This is a genomic window from Micromonospora sp. LZ34, from assembly GCF_052981855.1.
This window is the reverse complement of record NZ_JBRIQN010000014.1, coordinates 115,768-137,194: the sequence shown is the minus strand read 5'-3', so window position 1 is coordinate 137,194 and position 21,427 is coordinate 115,768. Positions and strand designations below refer to the sequence as shown.

General features: G+C 71.5%; 17 protein-coding genes and 1 pseudogene. 12 read left to right on the top strand and 6 right to left on the bottom strand.

What is annotated here, in order from left to right; translation table 11 throughout:
* The first annotated feature begins 54 nt into the window (after positions 1–54).
* From ACVCAH_RS17440 to ACVCAH_RS17410, 7 genes are all read left to right on the top strand, one after another.
* Positions 55–861: an IclR family transcriptional regulator gene (locus tag ACVCAH_RS17440; protein ID WP_447137200.1), complete on the top strand. Its 807-nt coding sequence runs from the start codon at positions 55–57 to the stop codon at positions 859–861.
* Complete coding sequence (locus tag ACVCAH_RS17435) at positions 858–1,802, top strand: carbohydrate ABC transporter permease (protein ID WP_447137199.1); 945 nt, start codon at positions 858–860, stop codon at positions 1,800–1,802. Before ACVCAH_RS17440 ends, ACVCAH_RS17435 begins: the two co-directional genes overlap by 4 nt.
* Positions 1,799–2,644, top strand: coding sequence for a carbohydrate ABC transporter permease (locus ACVCAH_RS17430; RefSeq protein ID WP_447137198.1), 846 nt, complete (start codon positions 1,799–1,801; stop codon positions 2,642–2,644). The genes ACVCAH_RS17435 and ACVCAH_RS17430 overlap by 4 nt, the downstream gene beginning before the upstream one ends.
* Before the next feature lie 27 nt (positions 2,645–2,671).
* Entirely contained in the window at positions 2,672–3,955 is a 1,284-nt protein-coding gene (locus tag ACVCAH_RS17425; RefSeq protein WP_447137197.1) for an extracellular solute-binding protein, read from the top strand.
* Positions 3,952–4,917 carry a glycoside hydrolase family 88 protein gene (locus tag ACVCAH_RS17420; RefSeq protein WP_447137196.1) on the top strand — a complete coding sequence of 322 codons (966 nt, stop codon included), beginning with the start codon at positions 3,952–3,954 and terminating at the stop codon, positions 4,915–4,917. Before ACVCAH_RS17425 ends, ACVCAH_RS17420 begins: the two co-directional genes overlap by 4 nt.
* Positions 4,914–6,107, top strand: coding sequence for a mandelate racemase/muconate lactonizing enzyme family protein (locus ACVCAH_RS17415; protein ID WP_447137195.1), 1,194 nt, complete (start codon positions 4,914–4,916; stop codon positions 6,105–6,107). The genes ACVCAH_RS17420 and ACVCAH_RS17415 overlap by 4 nt, the downstream gene beginning before the upstream one ends.
* Before the next feature lie 257 nt (positions 6,108–6,364).
* On the top strand, positions 6,365–7,294 hold the full coding sequence (locus ACVCAH_RS17410) for a 2-dehydropantoate 2-reductase (protein WP_447137194.1): 930 nt from the start codon (positions 6,365–6,367) through the stop codon (positions 7,292–7,294).
* A gap of 60 nt (positions 7,295–7,354) precedes the next feature.
* On the opposite strand, the gene ACVCAH_RS17405 is transcribed toward ACVCAH_RS17410, so the two are convergent.
* Positions 7,355–8,203, bottom strand: coding sequence for an alpha/beta fold hydrolase (locus ACVCAH_RS17405; protein ID WP_447137193.1), 849 nt, complete (start codon positions 8,201–8,203; stop codon positions 7,355–7,357).
* Between the two features lie 130 nt (positions 8,204–8,333).
* Between ACVCAH_RS17405 and ACVCAH_RS17400 the strand changes: the two genes are divergently transcribed.
* Entirely contained in the window at positions 8,334–9,170 is an 837-nt protein-coding gene (locus ACVCAH_RS17400) for a S1 family peptidase (RefSeq protein ID WP_447137192.1), read from the top strand.
* A gap of 22 nt (positions 9,171–9,192) precedes the next feature.
* Here the strand turns inward: ACVCAH_RS17400 and ACVCAH_RS17395 are convergent, their stop codons facing one another.
* The 4 genes from ACVCAH_RS17395 to ACVCAH_RS17380 form a co-directional block, all read right to left on the bottom strand.
* Positions 9,193–10,005 (bottom strand): IclR family transcriptional regulator, encoded by an 813-nt coding sequence (locus ACVCAH_RS17395; protein ID WP_447137191.1) that lies wholly within the window; start codon positions 10,003–10,005, stop codon positions 9,193–9,195.
* Positions 10,006–10,155: 150 nt separating this feature from the next.
* Positions 10,156–13,251: a TIM-barrel domain-containing protein gene (locus ACVCAH_RS17390; RefSeq protein ID WP_447137190.1), complete on the bottom strand. Its 3,096-nt coding sequence runs from the start codon at positions 13,249–13,251 to the stop codon at positions 10,156–10,158.
* 285 nt (positions 13,252–13,536) lie between these two features.
* Entirely contained in the window at positions 13,537–14,394 is an 858-nt protein-coding gene (locus tag ACVCAH_RS17385) for a discoidin domain-containing protein (protein ID WP_447137189.1), read from the bottom strand.
* 10 nt (positions 14,395–14,404) lie between these two features.
* Positions 14,405–16,027 (bottom strand): alkaline phosphatase D family protein, encoded by a 1,623-nt coding sequence (locus tag ACVCAH_RS17380; RefSeq protein WP_447137188.1) that lies wholly within the window; start codon positions 16,025–16,027, stop codon positions 14,405–14,407.
* A gap of 436 nt (positions 16,028–16,463) precedes the next feature.
* On the opposite strand from ACVCAH_RS17380, the pseudogene ACVCAH_RS17375 reads away from it, so the two are divergent.
* From ACVCAH_RS17375 to ACVCAH_RS17360, 4 genes and pseudogenes are all read left to right on the top strand, one after another.
* Positions 16,464–16,765, top strand: a pseudogene (locus ACVCAH_RS17375) (S1 family peptidase); the annotation flags it as partial.
* 126 nt (positions 16,766–16,891) lie between these two features.
* Positions 16,892–17,776 (top strand): ATP-binding cassette domain-containing protein, encoded by an 885-nt coding sequence (locus ACVCAH_RS17370; RefSeq protein WP_447137187.1) that lies wholly within the window; start codon positions 16,892–16,894, stop codon positions 17,774–17,776.
* The gene (locus tag ACVCAH_RS17365; RefSeq protein ID WP_447137186.1) at positions 17,773–19,392 is read left to right on the top strand and encodes a hypothetical protein; all 1,620 of its coding nucleotides are present in this window, start codon (positions 17,773–17,775) and stop codon (positions 19,390–19,392) included. The genes ACVCAH_RS17370 and ACVCAH_RS17365 overlap by 4 nt, the downstream gene beginning before the upstream one ends.
* Positions 19,393–19,719: 327 nt before the next feature.
* Positions 19,720–20,022, top strand: a complete 303-nt coding sequence (locus ACVCAH_RS17360) for a DUF3592 domain-containing protein (RefSeq protein ID WP_447137185.1) — start codon at positions 19,720–19,722, stop codon at positions 20,020–20,022.
* Between the two features lie 39 nt (positions 20,023–20,061).
* Here the strand turns inward: ACVCAH_RS17360 and nhaA are convergent, their stop codons facing one another.
* A complete protein-coding gene (gene nhaA, locus ACVCAH_RS17355) occupies positions 20,062–21,381 on the bottom strand; it encodes a Na+/H+ antiporter NhaA (RefSeq protein WP_447137184.1) in 1,320 nt (439 codons plus the stop codon).
* Positions 21,382–21,427 lie beyond the last annotated feature (46 nt).

Below are 21,427 nucleotides of genomic sequence, written 5' to 3'. Positions count from 1 at the left end.
AACATGAGCGCCACTCTGACACAGCAATGGATGGGACGTCCAGAAGGAGACTTCGTGGCGAGTGATCAGGGCACCAACCAGAGCGTGGAGAAGGCGGCCGCCGTGCTGAACGCGTTCCTCGCCGGCCAGCCCGCGCTGCGCGTGTCCGACGTCGCCCGCCATGCCGGACTCGGGCAGTCGACCGCCTCCCGGCTACTGGCCACACTGGAGGCCTGCGACCTGGTGCGCCGCGACCAGGTCAGCGGCCTCTACCAACTCGGCCCCGCGCTGATCACCATGGCCGGCGTCGCCCTGAACAACCACCCGGTGCACCGCGAGGCCCGCCAGCGCGCCCAGAACCTCGCCGCGGAACTCGGTCTCGGCGCCAACGTCGCCGTCCGCACCGGCGCGTCGCTGTTCTACCTGTGCAACTTCGAGGGCACCCTCGCCCCGCGGTCGTTCGTGCTGATCGGCCAGCACAACCCGCTGCACGCCACCGGCATCGGCAAGTGCCTGCTGATCGGCACCGACGCCGAGCAGCGTCGGGCGTTGCTGCCCGACCTGCCGGCGTACACCCCGGCCACCATCACCGACCACGCCGCTCTCGACGCCGCCGTCGAGCAGGCGGCGCAGCGCCGCTACGCCACCGAGGTCGAGGAACTCGCCCGCGGGCGGGCCTGCGTCGCCTCCCCGATCCTCGACCACACCGGCGCCGTCTGCGCCGCCCTGTCGGTCTCCGGCCCGCTGTCCGCGATCGCCCTCGACACCCGGGAGGCGGAATTGTCCCGCATGGTCATCGAAGCCGCCGACGCGATCAGCACCGGCCTGGGTTACCTCGGCCCCGCCGACCGCATCCCCGCGCGCATGCAGGCCGCCCGATGAGCACCGACACCCGCCCCGACACCACCCGCGGCAAACCCACCCCGAAATCGGGCGGTGACCGTCCGCCCCGGGGGCTCGGCGACGGCGCGTTCGCCGCGCTGCTCATGCTGCCCGCCCTGGCGATGCTCGCCGCGATCGTCGTCTACCCGCTGGTCGCCTCCCTGGTCACCGCGTTCTTCGAGCAGAGCCTCGTCGAACCCGGGCGCACCTTCGTCGGGCTGGCCAACATCACCGACCTGCTCGGCGGGGACTTCTGGCGGCTGCTGCGCCAGACGCTGGTCTTCACCGTCGGCGCCACGGTCGCGCCGTTCCTGGTCGGCCTCGCGCTGGCGCTGGCGTTGAACACCCGCATCCGGGGCCGCGCCACCCTGCGCGGGTTGCTGCTCATCCCCTGGCTGGTGCCGAGCGTCGTGGTGTCGTTCCTCTGGATGTGGATCTTCAACGCCAACTACGGGCTGGCCAACGGCGCGCTGGAGGCCGTCGGGCTGATCGACGAACCGCAGGCCTGGCTGGCCGGCTCCGGCACCGCGATGACCGCCGTCATCGTCGCCAAGACCTGGGCCAGCTTCCCCTGGATCATGGTGATGCTCCTGGCCGGCCTGCAGACCGTTCCGGCCGAGTTGCACGAGGCGGCCGAGACCGACGGCGCCGGCCCGGTGCAGCGGTTCTTCGCCGTCACCCTGCCGCACCTGCGCGGCATCATCGGCATCGTCCTGCTGCTGGAACTGATCTGGAACTTCCAGCACTTCGACCTGATCTACGTGATGACCGGCGGCGGCCCGGCCGGCGCCACCGAGACGTTCGCCACCGCCGTCTACGAGACCGCCTTCCAGGGCTTCGACCTCGGCCGCGCCGGCGCCCTCGGCCTGCTGTGGATGCTGCTGCTGCTCGGCATGGTCGCCATCTACGTCCGCCGGTCCGAGCGGGAGGGACAACTGTGAGCAAGCGCTCCGCGAGGGACAGCCGCGGCTCCCGCGCCGCGGCCTGGATCGCCGTGGCGGTCCTCGGCGGGTTCGGGCTGCTGCCCGTCTACTGGATGCTCGTCACCGCGTTCACCCCGGCGCAGCACACCTTCCGCTACCCGCCGTCGTTCATCCCCGCCGAACTGACCCTGGACAACTTCGCCAACCTCGCCAACGAGCCCGCGCTCGCCCGCTACCTGGGCAACAGCCTCGTCGTCTCGGTCATCACCGCGGTGCTCAGCGTCATCGTCTCGGCCTACATGGGCTACGCCTTCTCCAAGTTCCGCTTCCGCGGCCGGCGCAGCCTGATGTACTTCGTGCTCTCGTCCCAGATGTTCCCGCAAGCGCTGCTGCTGGTCACCCTCTACGCCCTGTTCAGCGCCTACCAACTGCTCGACACCTACACCGCGCTGGTGCTGTCGTTCACCACCTTCACGCTGCCGCTCTGCGTCTGGATGCTCAAGGGCTTCTTCGACACCATCCCCGACTCCCTCGTCGAGGCCGCCCGCGTCGACGGCGCGTCCCGGCTGCGCACCATCCACTCGGTCATCCTGCCGCTGTCGGCGCCCGGCCTGATCGCCGCCGGACTGTTCGCGTTCGTCCGCGGCTGGAACGACTTCATCTTCGCCCTCACGCTCGCCGGACGCGAGAAGACCACCCTGCCCCCCGGCCTCGTCAACGCCTACCTCGGCGAGGCCACCGCGCAATGGGCCGAGCTGATGGCCGCGTCACTGCTGGCGTCCCTGCCGGTCGTGGTCGCGTTCATCGCGCTCCAACGATTCCTGGTCGGCGGCATCACCGCCGGCGCCATCAAGGGATAACACCACCCCCGTCCCGGAGGTCCAACCATGAGTAGCAACCTTTCGCGCAGGGACATGCTCCGCCTCGTCGGGCTCGGCGCCGGCGCCCTCGGGCTGGGCGGCATGGCCGCCTGCGCGCCGAGCGCCGACGGCCCCGAGGAGGACACCGCCAAGTCCGCCACCAACTTCTCCTTCGCCTCCTGGAGCCTGGCCGACAACGCCTCCAAGGCCAAGATCGAAGAACTGATGCGCGGCTACGGCAGCAAGGCCGGCATCACCGTCAACGGCGTGCCGCTGGCCTACAACAACTACCTCAACCAACTCACCCTGCAGGTGCGCGGCGGGCAGTTCACCGGCGCCGCGCAGATGGACATCGCCTGGCTCGCCGGCCTCGCCGCCCTCGGCAAGCTTCGCGACCTCGGCGACGTCGCCAAGGGCGCCGGATACACCGAGGCCGCGCTCAGCTCCGGCCAGGTCGACGGCAAGCAGGTCGGCCTGCCCTGGACCACCGCCGCGATCGGACTGATCGCCAACCGCGAACTGCTGCAGAAGGCGGGCGTCACCACAGCACCCGCCACCATCGCCGACTTCGAGTCCGCGCTGCGGGCGCTCAAGGGCACCGGCGTCATCCCGTACGCGGCCTCCACCAAGGTCGCCCAGCTCAAGGACATCCTCATCTGGATGCAGACCTTCGGCAGCCCACTGCTTGACGGCGACAAGGTCACCGTCGGCGACGACGCGAGCGTCGAGGCGGTCGCCTGGTACAAGAAGCTCTACGACGAGAAGCTCATCGCCCCCGACGTGGAACGGGTCGACGCCCGGACCCTGTTCGCCCAGGGCAAGGCCGCCATCTACGACGACGCCATCGTCGGGCGGGACTTCGTCGTCAAGGGCTCCCCCGACAAGTCCATCGCCGACAAGCTGGACCCGATCGCCCGCCCGGTCAAGAACTCCGGCGACAAGCCCCGGGCGGTGCAGTGGGGCCACGCCGTCGTGGTCGTCGAGGGCGAGGGCGCCAACACCGCCACCGACTTCGCCAAGTGGCTCACCAGCGACGAGCAGACCGTCCTCGGCTACTTCAAGGACCTGTCGCTGCCGCCCACCACCACCACGGCGCTCGCCTCGGAGCAGGTGAAGACCGACGCCTTCACCTCGCGGTTCAGTGAGCGGATCACCGCCACCGCCACCCCGAACCCGTTCTGGAAGTACCCGCAGTACGCCCAGATGGAGACGGCCATCTCAGAGCAGGTGCAGGCCGTACTCGTGGGCAAGGCCAGCCCCGCCGACGCGATGCGCGAGGCCGGCCGGGCGGTGCAGGCCCTGATCAAGTGACCGTGCTCGACACCCGGCTGGTGGCGGTGGTCGCCGAGGCGACCACCGCCACCACCCCGCGGATCTGGGGCTTCGGCGTCGGCGGCACGCTGACCGCGCTACTACGCGCCGGCGACGCACTGCGCCGCCCCGACCTGACCCAGCGGGTGGTCGACCTGGTGACGCCGTCGCTGACCGCCCCACCGGACCCCACCGACCACCTCATCGCCGTCGACGCGCTGCTCGCCCTTGCCGCCCGCCGGCCCGACGTCGACGTCACCGACGCCTGCCGGCGGTGGACCGCCGCCGTGCTCGACGCCCGGCCGACAACGCCGGGCGGGCCACGCCTGCACCGGCCCGACCTGGCGCCCTGGGCGTCGACCGTCTGGGTCGACTGCATGCACACCGACGGCCCCGGCCTGGCCGCGCTCGGCCACCTCGACGAGGCGGTCACCTACGCCCGCGAGTACGCCACCGCGCTGCAACTGCCCAACGGGCTGTTCCAGCACGGCTACGACACGACGACCCGACGCGGCAACGGCGTGGCCTGGGGCCGCGGGCAGGCCTGGGCACTGCTCGGCCTCACCGACACCCTCACCCGGGCCGCCGACGCGGGACTCGCCGCCCGGCTGACCCGCCTCGTCGACGCGCTCGCCACGTACGAACAGGACGGGCAGTGGCGCACCGTGGTCGACGACCCGCACGCCCCGATCGAGGCCAGCGTCGCCGCGTACCTCGCCTGGGCCGTGCCGCACGCGATCGACGCCGGTCTGGTCGACCCCGCCCACCGGGCGATGGCCGACCGGGCCTGGGCGGCGACCCTGCGCCGGCTCACCCCCGGCGGAGCGCTCGCCGTGTCCGAGGCGACCCCGATCGGCGCCGCTCACGACTACCACCACCGCGCGCTGGGCGTCTTCCCCTGGGGGCAGGCCCCCGTGCTGCACGCGGCCCTGGACCGCATCACCGGCAAGGAGAACCGATGAAGGTCGTCGACGTCCGCAGCTACGCGGTGCACGCCAAGCCGGCGGAGACCTACTGGGGCGCCCGGGCGTGGAGCGCCGACCACGGCAGCGCCCTGGTCGACTACCCGCCGATGGAACGCCGCCGCTACGTCTACAGCGACACCATCGACGCGGTCCTCGTCCGGGTGGAGACCGCCGACGGCGTGGTCGGCTGGGGCGAGGCCAAGGCACCCGTCGGGGCCCGCGCCACCGCCGCCATCCTCGACGACCTGATCGCTCCCCTCGCGATCGGCTCCCGCCTGGACGAGATCGGCCGCACCTGGGACCGCGTCTACACCGGCATGCGGGTCCGCGGCCACGACAGCGGGTTCTGGCTGGAGGCCCTCGCCGGCCTGGACATCGCCCTCTGGGACGCCTGGGCGCGCACCCTCGACCAACCCCTGCACGCCCTGCTCGGCGGCCGCTACCGGGACACCCTGCGGCTGTACGCCTCCGGCGTACCCGCCGCCCCCGCCGGGTCCGGCGCGCAGGGCCAGCAGGCGGTGCGCCGGGAGGCCGAACGGCTGCGTGACCTCGGCTACGACGCGGTGAAGGTGGCCATCGGCGCCCGACCCGAGGACGACATCGCCTCCGTGCAGACCGTCCGGGAGGTCTTCGGCGACCAGGCGTCCGTCTACGCCGACGCCGCCGGCCAGTACGATCTGCCGCAGGCGCTGCGGGTCGGCCGCGCCCTGCAGGAGGCCGGCGTCGGGTTCTTCGAGATGCCGCTGCCGCCGGAGGACCTCGACGGGTACGCCACCCTCGCCGCCCGCCTGGACATCCCGCTCGCCCTGGACTCGCTGGCCACCCGGCACCGGGCGCTGGAGTTCCTGCGCGCGGGCGCGCTGCGGGTGCTGCAACCCGACGTGTGCCGGGCCGGCGGGATCACCGAGACCATGCGCATCGCCGCGCTCGCCGACGCGTTCGGCGCGCAGGCCACCCCGCACGTCAGCATCGGCTCGGCCGTGCACTGGTACGCCAGCGTGCAGTGCGCCGCGGCGATGCCCAACTTCGCGGTGCTCGAACACTGGATCGGCACCAACCCGCTCACCGCGGTCGCCCCGGACGCGAGCGCCCCGGAAGGCGGTCGCTGCACGGTGCCGCGCGGCGCCGGCCTCGGCATCACCATCGACGAGCAGGTGGTACGGACGCTGGCGGGCGGCGAACGGTAGGGACCGACCACGGGCGTGACGCGGCCTCCTGGCGGCGGGGGTGAGCAGGTGGTGTGACGAACCGGGCACCCGCGCAGGGCAGCCGGCCGAGCGTCGCCTGCCTAGGGTCAAGGCATGCGGAATGTTGTTGAGGCGCGGGCATGGCTACGCCAGCACGACGCCAGGTCGATCGCGCACCCCGCCGGTTCCGACAGCGTCGACCGCACGCTGCTCGCCGGAACCAACCGCGCAAGGTCGGCCGGTCAGCGGGGTGCGTCATGAGAATCGCGGTTGTGGGTGCCGGCGGCATCGGCGGCTACTTCGGCGGGCGCCTGGCGGCAGCCGGTCACGACGTCGGTTTCCTGGCCCGCGGCCCGCATCTGGCGGCGCTGCGGGAACACGGCCTCAGGGTGCACAGCGTCATGGGCGACTTCGTGGTCTCCGACGTGCGGGCCTCCGACGACCCCGGCGCCCTCGGTGAGGCCGAGTTCGTACTCCTCGCCGTGAAGACGTGGCAGCTCGACGCTGTCGTCGACGCGCTTGGTCCGCTCATTGGCCCGCGCACGGCGATCGTGACCACGCAGAACGGCGTCGACGCGCCGGAGCGGGTCGCCGGGTCGTTCGGCCGGGGGGCGGTGTTGCCAGGGACCGCGAAGATCTTCGCGCACCTCGAGGCGCCGGGGCATCTGCGGCATGTCGGCGGGCCGGGCCTGTTGACGTACGGCGAGTGGGACAACCGGGTGACCCCGAGGGTCGAACGGCTGCGCCGCGCTCTCGACGAGGCGGGCGTGGCGAACACCGTGCCGGCGGACGTCTGGCTGGAGCTGTGGTCGAAGTTCCTGTTCGTGGCGCCGTTCGGGGGCCTCGGCGCGGCAACGGACGCCACGATCGGCGTCCTGCGTTCACGCCCCGGCACCCGGAACCTGCTCACCACGCTGATGCGGGAGATCCGTGACGTGGCGCTGGCCCGCGGGATCCGCCTGCCGGAAGACGTCGTGAAGACCACGTTGGCGTTCATCGACCAGCAGCCGGAGAGCGGCCGCTCGTCGCTGCAGCGCGACATCCTGTCCGGCCGCCCGTCCGAGCTTGAGGCGTGGACCGGGGCGGTGGTGCGGCTGGGCGTCGCCACCGGGACGCCGACCCCGGCGCACGACATCCTGTACGAGCTGCTGGCCGCACGGGTGGCGCAGTCGGTCGGTCCCACCTGATGTCGTTGCTCCCGGAATGCCGGCGTCGCCGGGTGCCGCCGCCCTGACGCTGGCCCGCGGTCAGGGCTCGTTCGCCAGGAACCCGACCATCGCCTGCACGAACCACTCGGGATCGTCGAGCCAGGAATAGTGCCCGCCGCCCGGCTGCACGGCCAACTCGGCTCGCGGAAACAGGCCGGCGTACTCGGCGACGCGCTTCGGGGGGAGCGAGACGTCGTACTCGCCGGCGATCAGCAGGACCGGGGCCTGGAGTCGGGCAAGGGCGGATCTGACCGCCTCCGGGTCGACGGCGCCGGGTGAGTAGTAGGCGGCCGCCGCCTCCGCGTTCCGCTGGCTCGCCTCATCGGCGACGTGCGCCTGGCTGGCCGCGTCCCACCGGCCCCAGAGGAACGGGGCGATGGCCGCCCAGTCAGCGGCCGTGGCCTGGCCCAACCAGATCCGCTCGAACGCGGCGAAGGCGGCCGGGAACCAGGGCTCCCCCCGGCGCAGTTCGGCGACCTGCCGGCGATCCAGGTCGGTGACCTCCAGGCCGACCGCCCGTGGGCTGGGAGTGACCAGCGCGAGGCGACCGACGCGGTCGGGATGCCGGGCCGCGTACAGCAGGGCGAGGGTGGCGCCCGCGGAGTGTGCGGCCAGGTCGAGCCGGTCCAGCCCGAGGTGTACGCGCAGTGCCTCGACGTCCGCGACCTGCCGGTCGCACCGGTAGCTCCCAGGGTCCGCCGGGACGGCGGATTCCCCGGTTCCGCGCAGGTCCAGCAGGACCAGCGAGCGGTGTGCGGACAGCCCGCCCAGATCACCGAGGTAGGCCGCGGCCTGCATGGGCCCGCCGGGAAGGCAGATCAGCGGGTGGCCCGCACCGGTGCGGTGGTAGGCGAGCCGCGTGCCGTCGGAGCTGTCGAAGGTGGCCATCGGGAGATCCTATGCGCCGAGATCGACTCCCGACCGCCTCAGCCTGCCGGTTGCCCGACAGCGCGGTTGAAAGTGCCACGCCGGCGCGGGATGCTGAGCGCATCCACGTCTACCTATACCGGAGGGTCGGATGCGCCGCCTGCCGATCGTCGCCCTCGTCCTGGCCACCCTGCTGCTCGGCGGGCAACCCGCCGCCCACGCCGCCCCCGCCGCCGCGGCGGCGCTGACCCAGATCCGCACCCCCGGCACCGCCTGGGGCGTCGACCCGGCCACCGGCCGGCCGACCGTCACCGTCGACGACACCGTCACCGGTGCCGACCTCGCGGCGGTGCGCGCGACCGCCGCCCGGGCCGGCGCCGCGCTGCGCCACCAGCCGGGTCAGCTGCGCATCCTGATCGCCGGCGGGCAGGCCATCTACGGCAGCGGTGGCGGTCGCTGCTCGCTCGGCGCTAACGTGCACAGCGGCAGCACCTACTACTTCGTCACCGCCGGGCACTGCACCGCGGCCGCCGCGACGTGGTACGCCGACAGCGCGCACACCACCACCATCGGCTCGCGCACCGGCAGCAGCTTCCCGACCAACGACTACGGCCTGGTTCGCTACACCGGCCGGATCGCCCACCCCAGCGCGGTCTACACCCATCCCGGCCTGCTCACCATCTACGGCGCCGGCACCGCGTACGTCGGTCAGGCGGTGTGCCGCAGCGGCGCCACCACCGGCGTGCGGTGCGGCCTGGTGACCGCCCTCAACCAGACCGTGAACTACGCCCAGGGCAGCGTGTCCGGGCTGATCCGCACCAACATCTGCGCCGAGCCCGGCGACAGCGGCGGTCCGCTGTACGTGGCAGCCACCGGCACGATCATCGGCATCCTCTCCGGCGGCAGCGGGAACTGCACCACCGGCGGCACCACCTACTACCAGCCGATCACCGAGGTCCTCGCCGCCTACGGCGTGACCATCCCCTGACCCGGCGTCGGCCGAGGGCTCGTCAGGCCACCACCTCGCCGACCGGCGGCGCGACGTGCGCCGGGCCGACGTAGCCCAGGCCGATGCTGATCGAGTCGGCCGCCTCGATCACCGCGCGGGCGAGTGCGTCCTCCCGGGCCGGCAGATCGATCGCGGACAGCGGCCCGGACACCGACAGCGCGGCGGCGACCGCGCCGGAGCCGTCCCGGATGGGCGCGGCGACGCAGGCCCGACCCAGGGCGAGTTCCTCGATCTCGGTGGCGTAGCCGCGGGCGAGGGTGCGGGCGATCTCCTCGTCGAGCCGGTCATGGTCGGTGACGGTGCGGTGGGTGTACGCGTGCAGCACGGCGGCGGGCAGCAGGTCGCGCCGCTCGTCGCCGGCCAGCCCGGACAGCAGCGCCTTACCCAGCCCGGTGGCGTGCAGCGGGTTGTACTGTCCGGCCAGGACGAACGGGCGGGGCGCCTGCCGGCCCTCGAAGTTGAGCAGGTAGAACAGCCGGTCGCCGCGGCGTACCGCCACGTTGACGCCGAGGCCCAGGTCGGCGGCGAGGTCCTGCGCGGTCTGTCGCGCCTCGCGGTGCACCGGATGGCTGTTGAGCACCGCCCCGCCGAAGGAGATCATGTCGAGGCCGAGCCGGTAGAGGCCGCTGACCGGGTCGCGGTCGACGAAGCCCATTCCCTCCAGGGTGGACAGCAACCGGGACGTAGTGGACAGACCGAGCCCGGTGGCCTTGGCCACGTCGGAGACCCGCAGTTCGGTCCGGCCGCCGGACAGCGCCCGCAGCACGGTCAGCGCCCGCTCCACACTCTGGTTACTGCCCGGCTCGGCACCCATCCCGTCCCTTTCTGGAAGTCGAAGCGGCATGTGACAACTATCCTGCACGGCGCACACGCCCGACATCAGTAGGGTGGGGCCGAGGCCGTGCCGGACGTCGCCGTCAGACCAACGGTCGCCATCAGGATCGACGCCGGAGCCGCTCGCGTGTCAGGTGACCTTCAGGTTGACATGCGCCAGCCGACGCCCGTCCGCCGCCTTCACCACGACGACGTAGGTTCCCGCGACGCCGGCCTGCGTCTTCAGAACGGCGTGGACCCGATTCTGGTCGTCGGTCTCGAACTCCAGTTGCCGTTCGGTGCCATCCGGTGCCGTCTGCACGACCTCGGTGACGAGGCGGCTGGCGGGGGAACCGGTCTGATCCACCAGTCCGAACTGCACGGGCAGCGCCCGGTCGGTAACAACCGGGCCGGCCGGCCGGATGTCGATGACCTTGAGGCCCCACTCGGGAGAATCAGCGTCCGAGACCACGTAGTCCAGCCCCGCCTCGACGGCGAACTCGATCGCCCCGGTGACCGGGTTCCTGTTGAAGGCGATGTCGGCGCCCGACGAGTCCCGGACAACGATGTCCTCTGCCGACCATGAGGTGTTCTTCGCGCTGATCCGGCTTCGGGCGTGTCCGTCGCTGCTGATGTAGGTGAAGGTGGCGCCGGGTGTGACGACGGGGTAGACGCTCGCCCGCACATCCCCGGCGGCGACGGCGTCGCCCGGATCTCGCGCCCCGGGGTCGTGGACGAGGATGCCGGTGCCGCCGACGAAGGCGGGAATCTTGCCGAACGGCTGCAGGTAGGCGGTGAGCGTGGTGGGGCCGGAAAACCGCTCACCAGTCTCGATGTCCATCCACTCGCCGGCCGGAAGATAGACGTCACGGGACATCGCCGTGTCGGTGTCGCCGCCGTACAGCGGTGCGACCAGCAGTGACGGCCCGAGCATCCACTCGTACTGTTTCTTGGCTGCGGACGCCAGATCGCGGACCTGGGGGTCGTCGGGGAACGCCACCGGAAGCGGTGTCGCCGTCGAGGGGAAGCCCGTGTCGTACGCGGTGACGGCCGCCGAGTAGATGTAGGGCTGATGTTCGGCGTGCCACTGTGCGGCCTTCCGGGTCGCCGCCACCAGGGCGGGATCGTTCATCCGCCATGGCTCGTTGCCGAAGGACATCGCCGGCGACATGGCGGCCATCATGGCGTTCCGGGTCAGGTACCGCTGCTTTGAGGTGTTGGTTTCCAGGTCGCCGATGATCCGTCCGCCGACGATGTCCGGATAGAAGTTGGGCTGACCGCTGGCCGCGTAGGCGAGCCCGTTGACGACCGTGCGGTCGCGGTCCCCCGGCCCGTGGTTGTAGTCGGTGTCGTTGATCCGCAGGATGGAGCCCGCCACCGAGAAGGCGCTGTTGCGCACCATCATGAGCTTGCCGTCGTCGTTGAGGCCCTCGTTGACCGGGTTCACCAGCGCGTTGTTGACGTACCGGTTCACGGTGCCGTCGAACATGTGGTCTTCCTTGTACCCGTCCGCTCCCCACTCCTGGCTACGGGCCACGAACCACCGGACAGCCTCCTCGTTGTCCGGATCGATCAGGTACATCGCGGTGTTGGGGAACGACACCGGCCTGAACACCCGTGGCTTACCGTTCGCGTCCTTGATGAAGTAGCCCCGTTCGATGCCCACGGCGGTGCCGTCACCGTCGAGAGCGGGATCGTACGTGCCGCCGTCGGCCGGCAGCGCCCGGAAGGACTGCCGAGCTCCGAGAAGCAGCTTGATCCCGTTGTCGTGCAGGAACTTCTTGTACCCGTCGGGATCCGGATACTTCGCGCCCCACAGGCCGAAGCTGGAGGTCGTGCCCTGGGCGCTCCCCGAACCGTACGGCCAGAACCCCGAGCCGGTCACCACCCAGCTGAGGGGGAATCCCTTGTCCAGGTACTTCGTCACCGAGTCGGTGATGGTCTGCTGGTTGGTGCTGTAGCCGAGCGCGCCGTAGGACTCGTAGCCGACGCCGAAGAGCGTGTAGTCCGGCTTCGCGTCGACGTAGCCCGCGCTCCGTCGGACCTCGGCGTAGCGCTGGTAGATCGTCGGCATGTCCCCGAAGAAGTAGTGCAGTCCGGACATCTGCGGGCCGTTGACACCGAGCAGGGTCGCGGCACTGTCGACCTGCACGGCCAGGCTCTCGTTCGAGAGCACGACCTGGGCGAGCTTCCGGCCGGGGAAGACGGTGAACGTCGAGACGAAGCGTTGGTTCGTCGTGCCAGCGCTGTTCTGGGCGTAGTAGTCGAGGTTGCGGATGCCGTAGACGTTCAGGTCGGTCCGGAATCCGCCCAGGTCACCAAGCCCGTACGCGGGGTTCATGCCCCCGGCGACCTGCGCCCGCACGGTGCCGGTGTTCGAGTCGGCGGCCGCGATCCGCAGATTCATGGAATGCTCCGCGGGCACGAGGGTGACATCCGCCCGGCGGCCGTTGGAGAAGGTTACGGAGAACCGCGCGCTCGACGCGTCCGCCGCGGTGAGCCTCGCGGCGACGGCGTCGCACGGCGCATGATCCGGGACGGCCAGTTGCAACCCGGCTGTCGGGTGGGGCGCTGCGGCTGGCGCGCCGTCGACCTCGAGTCCGTAACGGAAGCCTCGACGATCGATTGACATGGTCCAGCCGTCGCCGGCCAGCGAGACCATGGTGCCGTGCTGCGACAGCCGGTAGGAGGGAAAGCGCTGTTCCGGCGCGTCGACGATCGGTGCCGCCGTGTCGTCCGTACCGCAGTCGGCGACCGGCTCGTCGTCACCGGCCACCTCGAGCAACCGCACCGCGTTGGCCCGGGTGATGACGTTCAGGCTGGGAGTGGTCACCGCCGGACCCGCGGTGGCGGTGACCGTCAGGGTGAAGGTTTGCCCCTTGTCCAGGTAGGTGGAGCCAATCTGGCGCCAGGCGTTGCCGCCGACGGCCTGGTTGACCACCGTCGGGGTGTCCGGCCCTCCGGTCCAGGCGTACCCCACCTTCGCGTTGTCGACACTCGCCGTGTAGTAGACGGCAAGGTCATACCTGGCGGAGGCGGGTGCCACGACGGTCCAGGTGGCCGTGGAACCGGGGGCCCGGCTGTACCGCGAGGGAGAGCCGTCGAAACCGGGGTCCCGGGCGTTCGCCCAGGTTCCGGTCTCGGTGTAGGCGCCGGGAGTGGAGGGAGTGATGACCATTGTCTCGGCGGCCGCCGCCGGGGAGGACGGGACAGCGACTGCGAACGGCACCAGAAGCGCCGTGATCATCGCGAGAAGGACGCGAAGTGGTGGACGACCGGACATCTGCTTACTCCATCCTCGGGCGATGGGCTGCTGCCAGGCGCGCCGCTGCCATCTCAGGGCGACAATGAGACCGACTTGCGCGATACGAAAAGGTATCCCGTATGTTGCATGTGGTCAATCAAACTGGAGGGTCATCAGCGCTGCGAGCGCTGACGCCCTGCGTGCCCTGAGTCGAGGAGCGCTCGTCGCCCCGACCCATGGTGCTGGCCCCGAGCGGGTTCGAGCTCGGGGCCAGCATTCAGGTGGGCATCAGTCGAGGAACGCCTCCACTTCGGCTATTCGGGCATAGTCGGCGTTGTTGGAAGCCAGGACGGCGATGCGGACACCGGTGGTCCGGACCGGGAGGAAGCTGGACGTACTCTTCACCACCGTGTTGCCGCGGACCTGCGCCACCGTCTGCCACTCGCCACCGGCGCCCAGAACCTGTACGTCGTAGTCCCGCACGCCGTGGGTGTGCGGCTTGGCCGCGGCGGAGTTCGCCGTGTAGAGGTCGATCCGAGTCATCGTCTCCGGCTCGGGCAGGGTGATGGTGTAGTAGACCGGGAACTGGCCACTGCCGGCGGATTGCCATCCGGTCGACTGGGTCCAACGACGGTCGCCGTCGCTGCCGCCACACGGGTTGAACTCCGTCGAAGAGGTTACGTAGGTCGAGGTGCCGTTGGCCTCAGCTCCGCGCAACAGGTTGTCTCCTGGTTGCCGGGGTGGCGGCGCCGACACGTGCACCGGCACGCTGAGCCGGTGTCGGCCCGACGTCAGGCCGAGAGTGTATTCGCCGGGAGCTGTCCCATGCGGAGCGCGGACCACGAGTGGCGCCGTCACCGTCTGCCCGCCAGGCAGGTAGCTGGAGAACATTCCACGGGAGAGGGTGAGCCGAGCATCTGCCGTCAGCCTGGTGTCGCCGAAGATGGGTTCGGCAACGGTGTTCGTCATGCCGAGTGTGAGCTTCGGCGCGGGCAGGCAGGGCAGGCCGGCGACGATGTCCAGCCGCTGCGGGCTGACCGAGAGGGCGACCAGGGCGGTGGGACGACCGTCGTCGGTGGTAGCGGAGACCGCCGGCGGAACGGCCAGTGCCCCTCCGAGCGCCGCAACCATGACGACGCGACGCATCCTCGATCCCTTACGCGAACTCGACACCGGGCACTCCATCCTGCGCGACGAGTCTGGTCCGGGTTGTCGTGGTGCCCCCCGGGCGGGTGATGAAGTCGACCACCCGGTAGTCGGTCTCCCACAAATCGTGGGTGAGCGTGCAGCGCTGGTAGCCACGCTGGACGTTGACGAACTTGACGTGACTGTTCTCGGCGAGCGTGACGCGGGCGGCAGCGTCGATGTCCACGCCGTCACCGCCGGACGCGATCGAGGTGCCGCCGAACTCCACCCCGACTGTCGGCGAGGATGGATTTTCGAAGTCGAGCTTCAGGTCGGACACGATGCTGCGATGCACGTCGCCACCGATCGAGACGAGGTTGCGCACACCGCGCTCGTACGCGCCGGTGAGGATCCGATCCCGAGAGGCAGGATATCCGTCCCACCGGTCCATCCCGTACCGCTCGCCGGTCCCGGCCAGGCTGTCGAGCCTGGACATGGTGTTCTGCTGGGCGATGATGTTCCATCGCCGGGTTGTGCTGGCCATGCCGTCGAGCAGCCAGGCCTCCTGCCCGGAACCCAGGATGGTGCGGTTGGCGTCACGCCATGTCGGGTCGTCCTGCGCGACGCGGGCCGACCGGTACTGCCGGCTGTCCAGGATGTTGAACTCGGCCAGGTTGCCGTACGAGTAGCGACGATAGATCTGCATGTCGGGGCCGCTCGGCATCATCGGCCGGCGCACCGGCATGTGCTCCCAGTGGGCGCGGAACGCGTTGGCCCGGCGGACGAGGAACACCTCCTCCCACGGGTCGTCGTTCTCCGACACCTGCCCCGCCCAGTCGTTCTCGACCTCGTGATCGTCGATGGTGACGATCCACGGCGCGGCGGCATGAGCGGCCTGCAGGTCGGGATCGGCCTTGAACAACGCGTACTGGTCGCGGTACTGGTCCAGGGTCACGGTCTCGGACAGCCCCGGATACATGAGGTGCGGCGGCAACGGGCTCTGCCGCGCCACCTCGGGCCGGGCACCGTACTCGTAGATGTAGTCACCCAGGTGCACCACCACGTCGTGATGCCGGCTCGCCATATCGGCGTAGGCGGTGTAGTAGCCGGACGTCCAGGATTGGCAGGATGCGAAGGCAAAGACCATGCCGTTCACGGAGGCGCCAGGTGACGGAGCGGTCTTGGTGCGGCCGATCGGGCTGAGGTACGGGCCGGCGCGGAACCGGTAGAAATACTCCCGCCACGGCTGGAGGCCACGCACGTCCACGTGCACGGCGTGCGCCGATTCCGGTCTGGCCACGACCGCGCCGGCGCGAACGACGGTGCTGAACCGTTCGTCGGTGGCGACCTGCCACTCGACCGGGAACCGCTGGTACTCCATCCCACCGAAAGACGCGAGCGGGTCGATGACCAGGCGGGTCCAGATAATGACGGAGTCCGGCAACGGGTCACCGGAGGCGATGCCCAGCCGGAACGGGTACTCGCGTAACCGCGGTGGGGCTGAACTCGCCGGTTGGCTCGCCGTGATGCCGAGCAGTCCGGCACTGAGCGCCACCGCACCAGCCGCGCCACCAGCGGTCAGGAACCGCCTCCTGGTCGCGGCGAGCGCCAGCAGCCGACGCTGGTCGAGAGCGCCGGACGGGTTGGTTGCCATGCTTGCGTTGCCCTCCTGATGATCAGAGACGTGCAGGACGGTTGCATGAGCTGTGCGCATACCGCAACGCACATGCATGTTTACGGCGGTGGCGCAGGTATTCCGCAGCGACCTTGCCATAGAGAGCGATAGGAATCCAGATGTTGCAATATGTAAGTACGGCTGGGGTCCGCCCTACACCCGCCCACGAGCGGCCCGCTCGGGCTCGACGCCTGCGAGCTCGCCACACTGCTGCTGCGCCGGTCACCGGGTCGCGCTCGACGCAGCAGCGTCGGTGGCGAGAGCGGATGAAGCTCGTCGACGTCCTCAGCCATGCAGTCCACGCTGCTCGAGCGGGGAAGGTCCACCGTGAGTCGCGGGCCACCGCCCGGGAGCAGGTCTGGCGTCCTGGTCGGATCCCCGCCGGGGAGCCGGCCATCCCCGCCTGCTCACCATCCAGGGCGCCGGCACCGCGTACGCGGTCAGGCGGTGTGCCGCAGCGGCGCCACCACCGTCCGGTGCGGCCTGGTGACCGGCCTCAACCAGACCGTGAACTACGCCCAGGGCAGCGTGTCCGGGCTGATCCGCACCAACATCTGCGCCGAGCACGGCGACAGCGGCGGTCCGCTGTACGTGGCCGCCACCGCCACGATCATCGGCATCCTCTCCAGCGGCAGCGGGAACTGCACCACCGGCGGCACCACCTACTACCAGTCGATCACCGAGGTCCTCGCCGCCTACGGCCTGACCATTCCCTGAGGCTCGCGGCCCCTACGCCGTCCCCAATCGGCTCTTCCCCGGCGTGACGGCGGGTAGTACGGTGGCCCGTGGTGCGCCGGGAAGCCTGGTCGGCAGTCGTGACACGTCGTCGACCGGAGGCGCCACATGGCCACACCCGCCGTCCGCACCGAACACCTGACCAAGCGCTACGGCTCGCTGCTCGCCCTCGACGGGCTGGACCTCACCGTGCCGGCCGGCGAGGTGTTCGGCTTCCTCGGTCCGAACGGCGCCGGGAAATCCACCACCATCCGGTTGCTGCTCGGACTGGCCCGGCCCACCGCTGGCCGGGCATGGATCTTCGACACCGATGCCGCGAACGTCGCCGCCCACCGCATGCTGGCCTACGTGCCCGCCGACGTCGCGCTGTGGCCGCAGCTCACCGGTGCGGAAACCCTCGAGCTCCTCGCCGCCACCGGTCCCGGTCTCGACCGCGCCTACCGCGACGAACTGGTCGACCGGTTCGCCCTCGACCTGTCCAAACCCGGCCGGGCATACTCCACCGGCAACCGGCAGAAGGTCGCCCTGGTCGCCGCGTTCGCCACCCGGGCGCCGCTGCTGGTCCTGGATGAACCGACCAGCGGCCTCGACCCACTGATGGAGCGGGAGTTCCGCCGAGCCGTCGCCCACGCCCGCGACCGCGGGCAGACCGTCTTCCTCTGCTCCCACCAGCTCGCCGAAGTCGAAGCGGTCTGCGACCGGGTCGCCATCCTGCGCGCCGGCCGGCTGGTCGACGTCGCCAGCGTTCCCGAGCTGCGCCGGCTGCACCGCACCGAGGTGACCGCCCGCTTCACCGGCACCGCCCCCGACGTGCGCGGCCTGGCCGGCGTCGACGTCCTCGCCCAGGACTCCGACCTGCTGCGACTCACCCTGACCGGTTCGCCCGCACCGGCCCTGCGCGCCCTCGCGGCTGCCGAGGTCACCGCGCTCACGGTTCGGGAGCCGAGCCTGGAGGAGATCTTCCTCGACTACTACGGCGAGGCGGACCGGTGACCGCCACCGCGCACCCCGGCACGGCGCGTACCGCGGCCAGCCGCGCCGCCGCCCGACTCGCCGTACGCCAGATCCGCCGGGCTGCGTTCGTGGTGCTGGCCGTAACGGTGGGCATGTCCACGCTGGTTGCCGCCACCTACGCCAGCACGGTCGGCGACGGGCTCGACGCCGGTGCGCTCGCCGCGCTGGCCCGCAACCCCGCGATCCGCACGCTGTTCGGCGAACCCGTCGCCCTCGACACCGCCGGCGGCTTCACCGTCTGGCGCACCGGCACCGTGCTCGCCGTCCTGGTGTCGGTGTGGGGGCTGCTCGCCACCACCCGGATCACCCGCGGCGAGGAGGAGGCCGGCCGCTGGGACCTCCTCCTCGCCGGCCGGTTGACCCCGGCGGCGGTGCTCGGCCGGCACCTCGCGGTGCTGACGGCCGCGATGACCCTGGCCGGGATCGCGCTCGCCGCGGCGCTGACCGCCGTCGGCACGCCGGCCGGCGGTGCGGTCCTGCACGCCGCCGGGCTGGCGCTGGTCGGCATGTACGCCGTCGCGGCGGCGGCCCTCGCCGCCCAGGTCTTCCCCACCCGGGCCGGAGCCACCGCAGGCACCCTGGCACTGCTGGGCGTTGCCCTGCTGGCGCGGATGGTCGGCGACGGCGTCGCCGCGCTCGGCTGGCTACGCTGGCTGCCCCCGTACGGGCCGCTGGCCCTCAGCCGCCCCTACCACGACGACCGTTGGGCGCCCCTGGTCGTGGTCGCCGGCACCACCATCGCGCTGGCCGCCGCCGCCCTGTCCCTCGCGGGACGACGGGACGTCCGCGACGGACTGCTCCGCGTCGCGGCGGGTCGACCGCCCCGCCGGTGGCTGCTGGGCTCGGTCGAGGCCTTCGCCGTCCGGCGGGTGTTGCGGCCGCTGGCCGGCTGGTCGGCGGGGATCGGCGCGTACTTCCTGCTGATCGGGCTGCTCGCCGACTCGATGACCGCCTTCCTCGCCGAGAACCCCCGCTTCGCGGACCTGGCCGCCCAGGCGGGCTTCGCCGGCCTGGGCACCGTCCGCGGGTACGCCGCCACCCTGTTCGCCCTGCTCGCCGTTCCCGTCGGCGCCTTCGCCGCGGTCCGGCTCGCCGCGTTCGCCGCCGCGGAGACCGGCGGACGGCTGACCCTGCTGCAGGCCGGGCCGACCACCCGGGCCCGGCTGCTCGCCGCCGAGGTGGTGACCACGACCGCCGGGGTGCTCGTCCTCGTCACCGTCGCGGCGGTGGCGACCTGGCTCGGCGCCGCCACAGTCGGCGCGGACCTGCCGCTGTCCGCGGCGCTCGCCGGCACGTGGAACGTCATCCCGGTGGCGCTGCTCAGTCTCGGGGCGGCGACCCTCACCCTCGGCGGGACGCCGTATGCGGTGACGGGCCTGGGCATGGTGCCGACAGCCGGCGGGTTCCTGCTCAAGGTCATCGCGGACAGCGTGGAGGCGCCGGGCTGGGTGGGCCGGCTGTCACCGTACGCCCATCTCACGGCCGTGCCGGACACGGCGCCGAACTGGCCGGCGGTGGCCGTCATGTTCATCCTGACCGGCGCGGCCCTGGTGGCCGGCGCCTGGGGCTACCGCCGCCGTGACCTGCGTCCGTAGCGCCGTGACCACGAACGTCCGCCCGTTCCGGGTGGCCGGGCTCGATGGACGGATCGGGGGGTGGGTGTTCTCGAGATCGATCCGCATACTGAGGCCGTAGCAGGTCGGCGGGAGCGGCGTCGGCGCCGGTGGGCGTCCGGGAGGCAGCTGGAGATTCTCAGCCGGCCAGCGCTGCGCGGGCCGAAGCCGGGACGCCGGACGCGGGGCCCCGGCTTCGGCCGGCCGAGCTGGATCGCGGTCCTGGTCGGGGTTGCCCTGGGCGGTGCGCTGCTCGCCATCGGCATCGATGCCTGGCGCGATCACCATGTGTTGCAGGTCCGCGGTGTCGTGACGAGCGGTCAGATCGTGGAGGTCCGCGGCGGTAGGACCACGCACCTGACGGTGCGCTTCACGACGGCTACCGGCGAGGAGGTCACGGCCGAGGTCAGTGACCCCTCCACGAGGACGAAGCAGCAGGTGGGCGCGCCGATCACGTTGCGCTACGACCCGGGCGATCCGGCCGGACGGGTGGCCGACGCCAACGACGAGACGGCCGTCGTCACGCGATGGCTGCTCGTGGTCGGCGGTGGGGCGATGCTGACGGCGATCGGGTGGGTGATGTGGCGACGTCCATTGCGCCCGGGTCGGTGAGGGGTTCGCGCGTGCCGCGGCGGCCTGGCAGTCCTCAACTCAGCGGATGTCGGGCCGGTCGGGTTCCGGGTCATAGACGTCCGGCACCCCGTCCTGGTCGCGGTCGACGGCCTCGGCCTCGCACACCTGGCGGTGCACGCGGCTGCGGACGCGCAGGACCACCGAGGCGAGCAGCGCCGAGAGTAGAGAGCCGGTGAGCACGCCGACCTTCACGTGGTCGTCCCGCTCGCTGCCCAGGCCGAAGGCCAACTCGCCGACGAGCAGGGAGACGGTGAAGCCGATGCCACCGAGCAGCGCGAGACCGAACGCGTCGAGCCAGTTCAGGCCCTCCTCGGGGTTGGCGCGGGTGAGCCGGGAGACCAGCCAGGTCGCGCCCAGGATGCCGATCGGCTTGCCGACGACCAGCCCGACGACGATGCCGATCGCGACGCGGTCGGTCACTGCGGTGGTCAGGCCGGTCAGGCCGCCCACCGCGACCCCGGCGGAGAAGAAGGCGAAGATCGGCACCGCAACGCCGGCGGAGATCGGCCGGAACCGGTGCTCGAAGTGCTCGGCCAGCCCCGGGCCGGCACCCGGTCCCCCGGCGGCCTCGCTGCGCACGACCGGGACGGTGAAGGCCAGCAGCACGCCCGCCACGGTGGCGTGCACCCCGGACTCGTGCATCAGCACCCAGGTCACGCCGGCCAGCGGCAGCAGCAGCCACCAGGACCGGACCCGGCGCTGCACCAGCAGGCCGAAGATCGCCAGTGGGACCAGGGCGCCGAACAGGGGCAGGACCGACAGGTCGGTGGTGTAGAAGACGGCGATGATCACGATGGCGATCAGGTCGTCGACGACCGCGAGGGTGAGCAGGAAGGTCCGCAGCGCCGGCGGCAGGAACCGGCCGACCACGGCGAGTACCGCCAGGGCGAAGGCGATGTCGGTCGCCGTCGGGATCGCCCAGCCCCTGGCCGCGTCGCCGCCGGCGATCAGGTAGTAGAGCAGGGCCGGCACCAGCACCCCGCCGAACGCCGCCGCCACCGGCACCGCCGCGCGGCGCGGATCCCGCAGGTCACCGGCGACGAACTCGCGCTTGAGTTCCAGTCCGGCGACGAAGAAGAAGATCGCCAGCAGACCGTCGGCCGCCCAGGCGGCCAGGCTGAGGTCGAGGTGCAGGGCGGCCGGGCCGACCCGGAAGTCCCGGACTGCCTCGTAGTGGTCCGTCCAGGGCGAGTTCGACCAGATGAGGGCCAGCAGCGCCCCGACCAGCAGCAGCGCTCCGCCCACCGTCTCCCGCCGAAGGATCTCGGCGATGCGGCTGGTCTCGGTCCATGAGCGGCGGGCGAACAGGCTGCTACGGCGCCGGGTGGCGTCGGTCACGGAATCTCCTCGTCGGCAGGGGTCGCTTCATCCATCGCCGACCAGA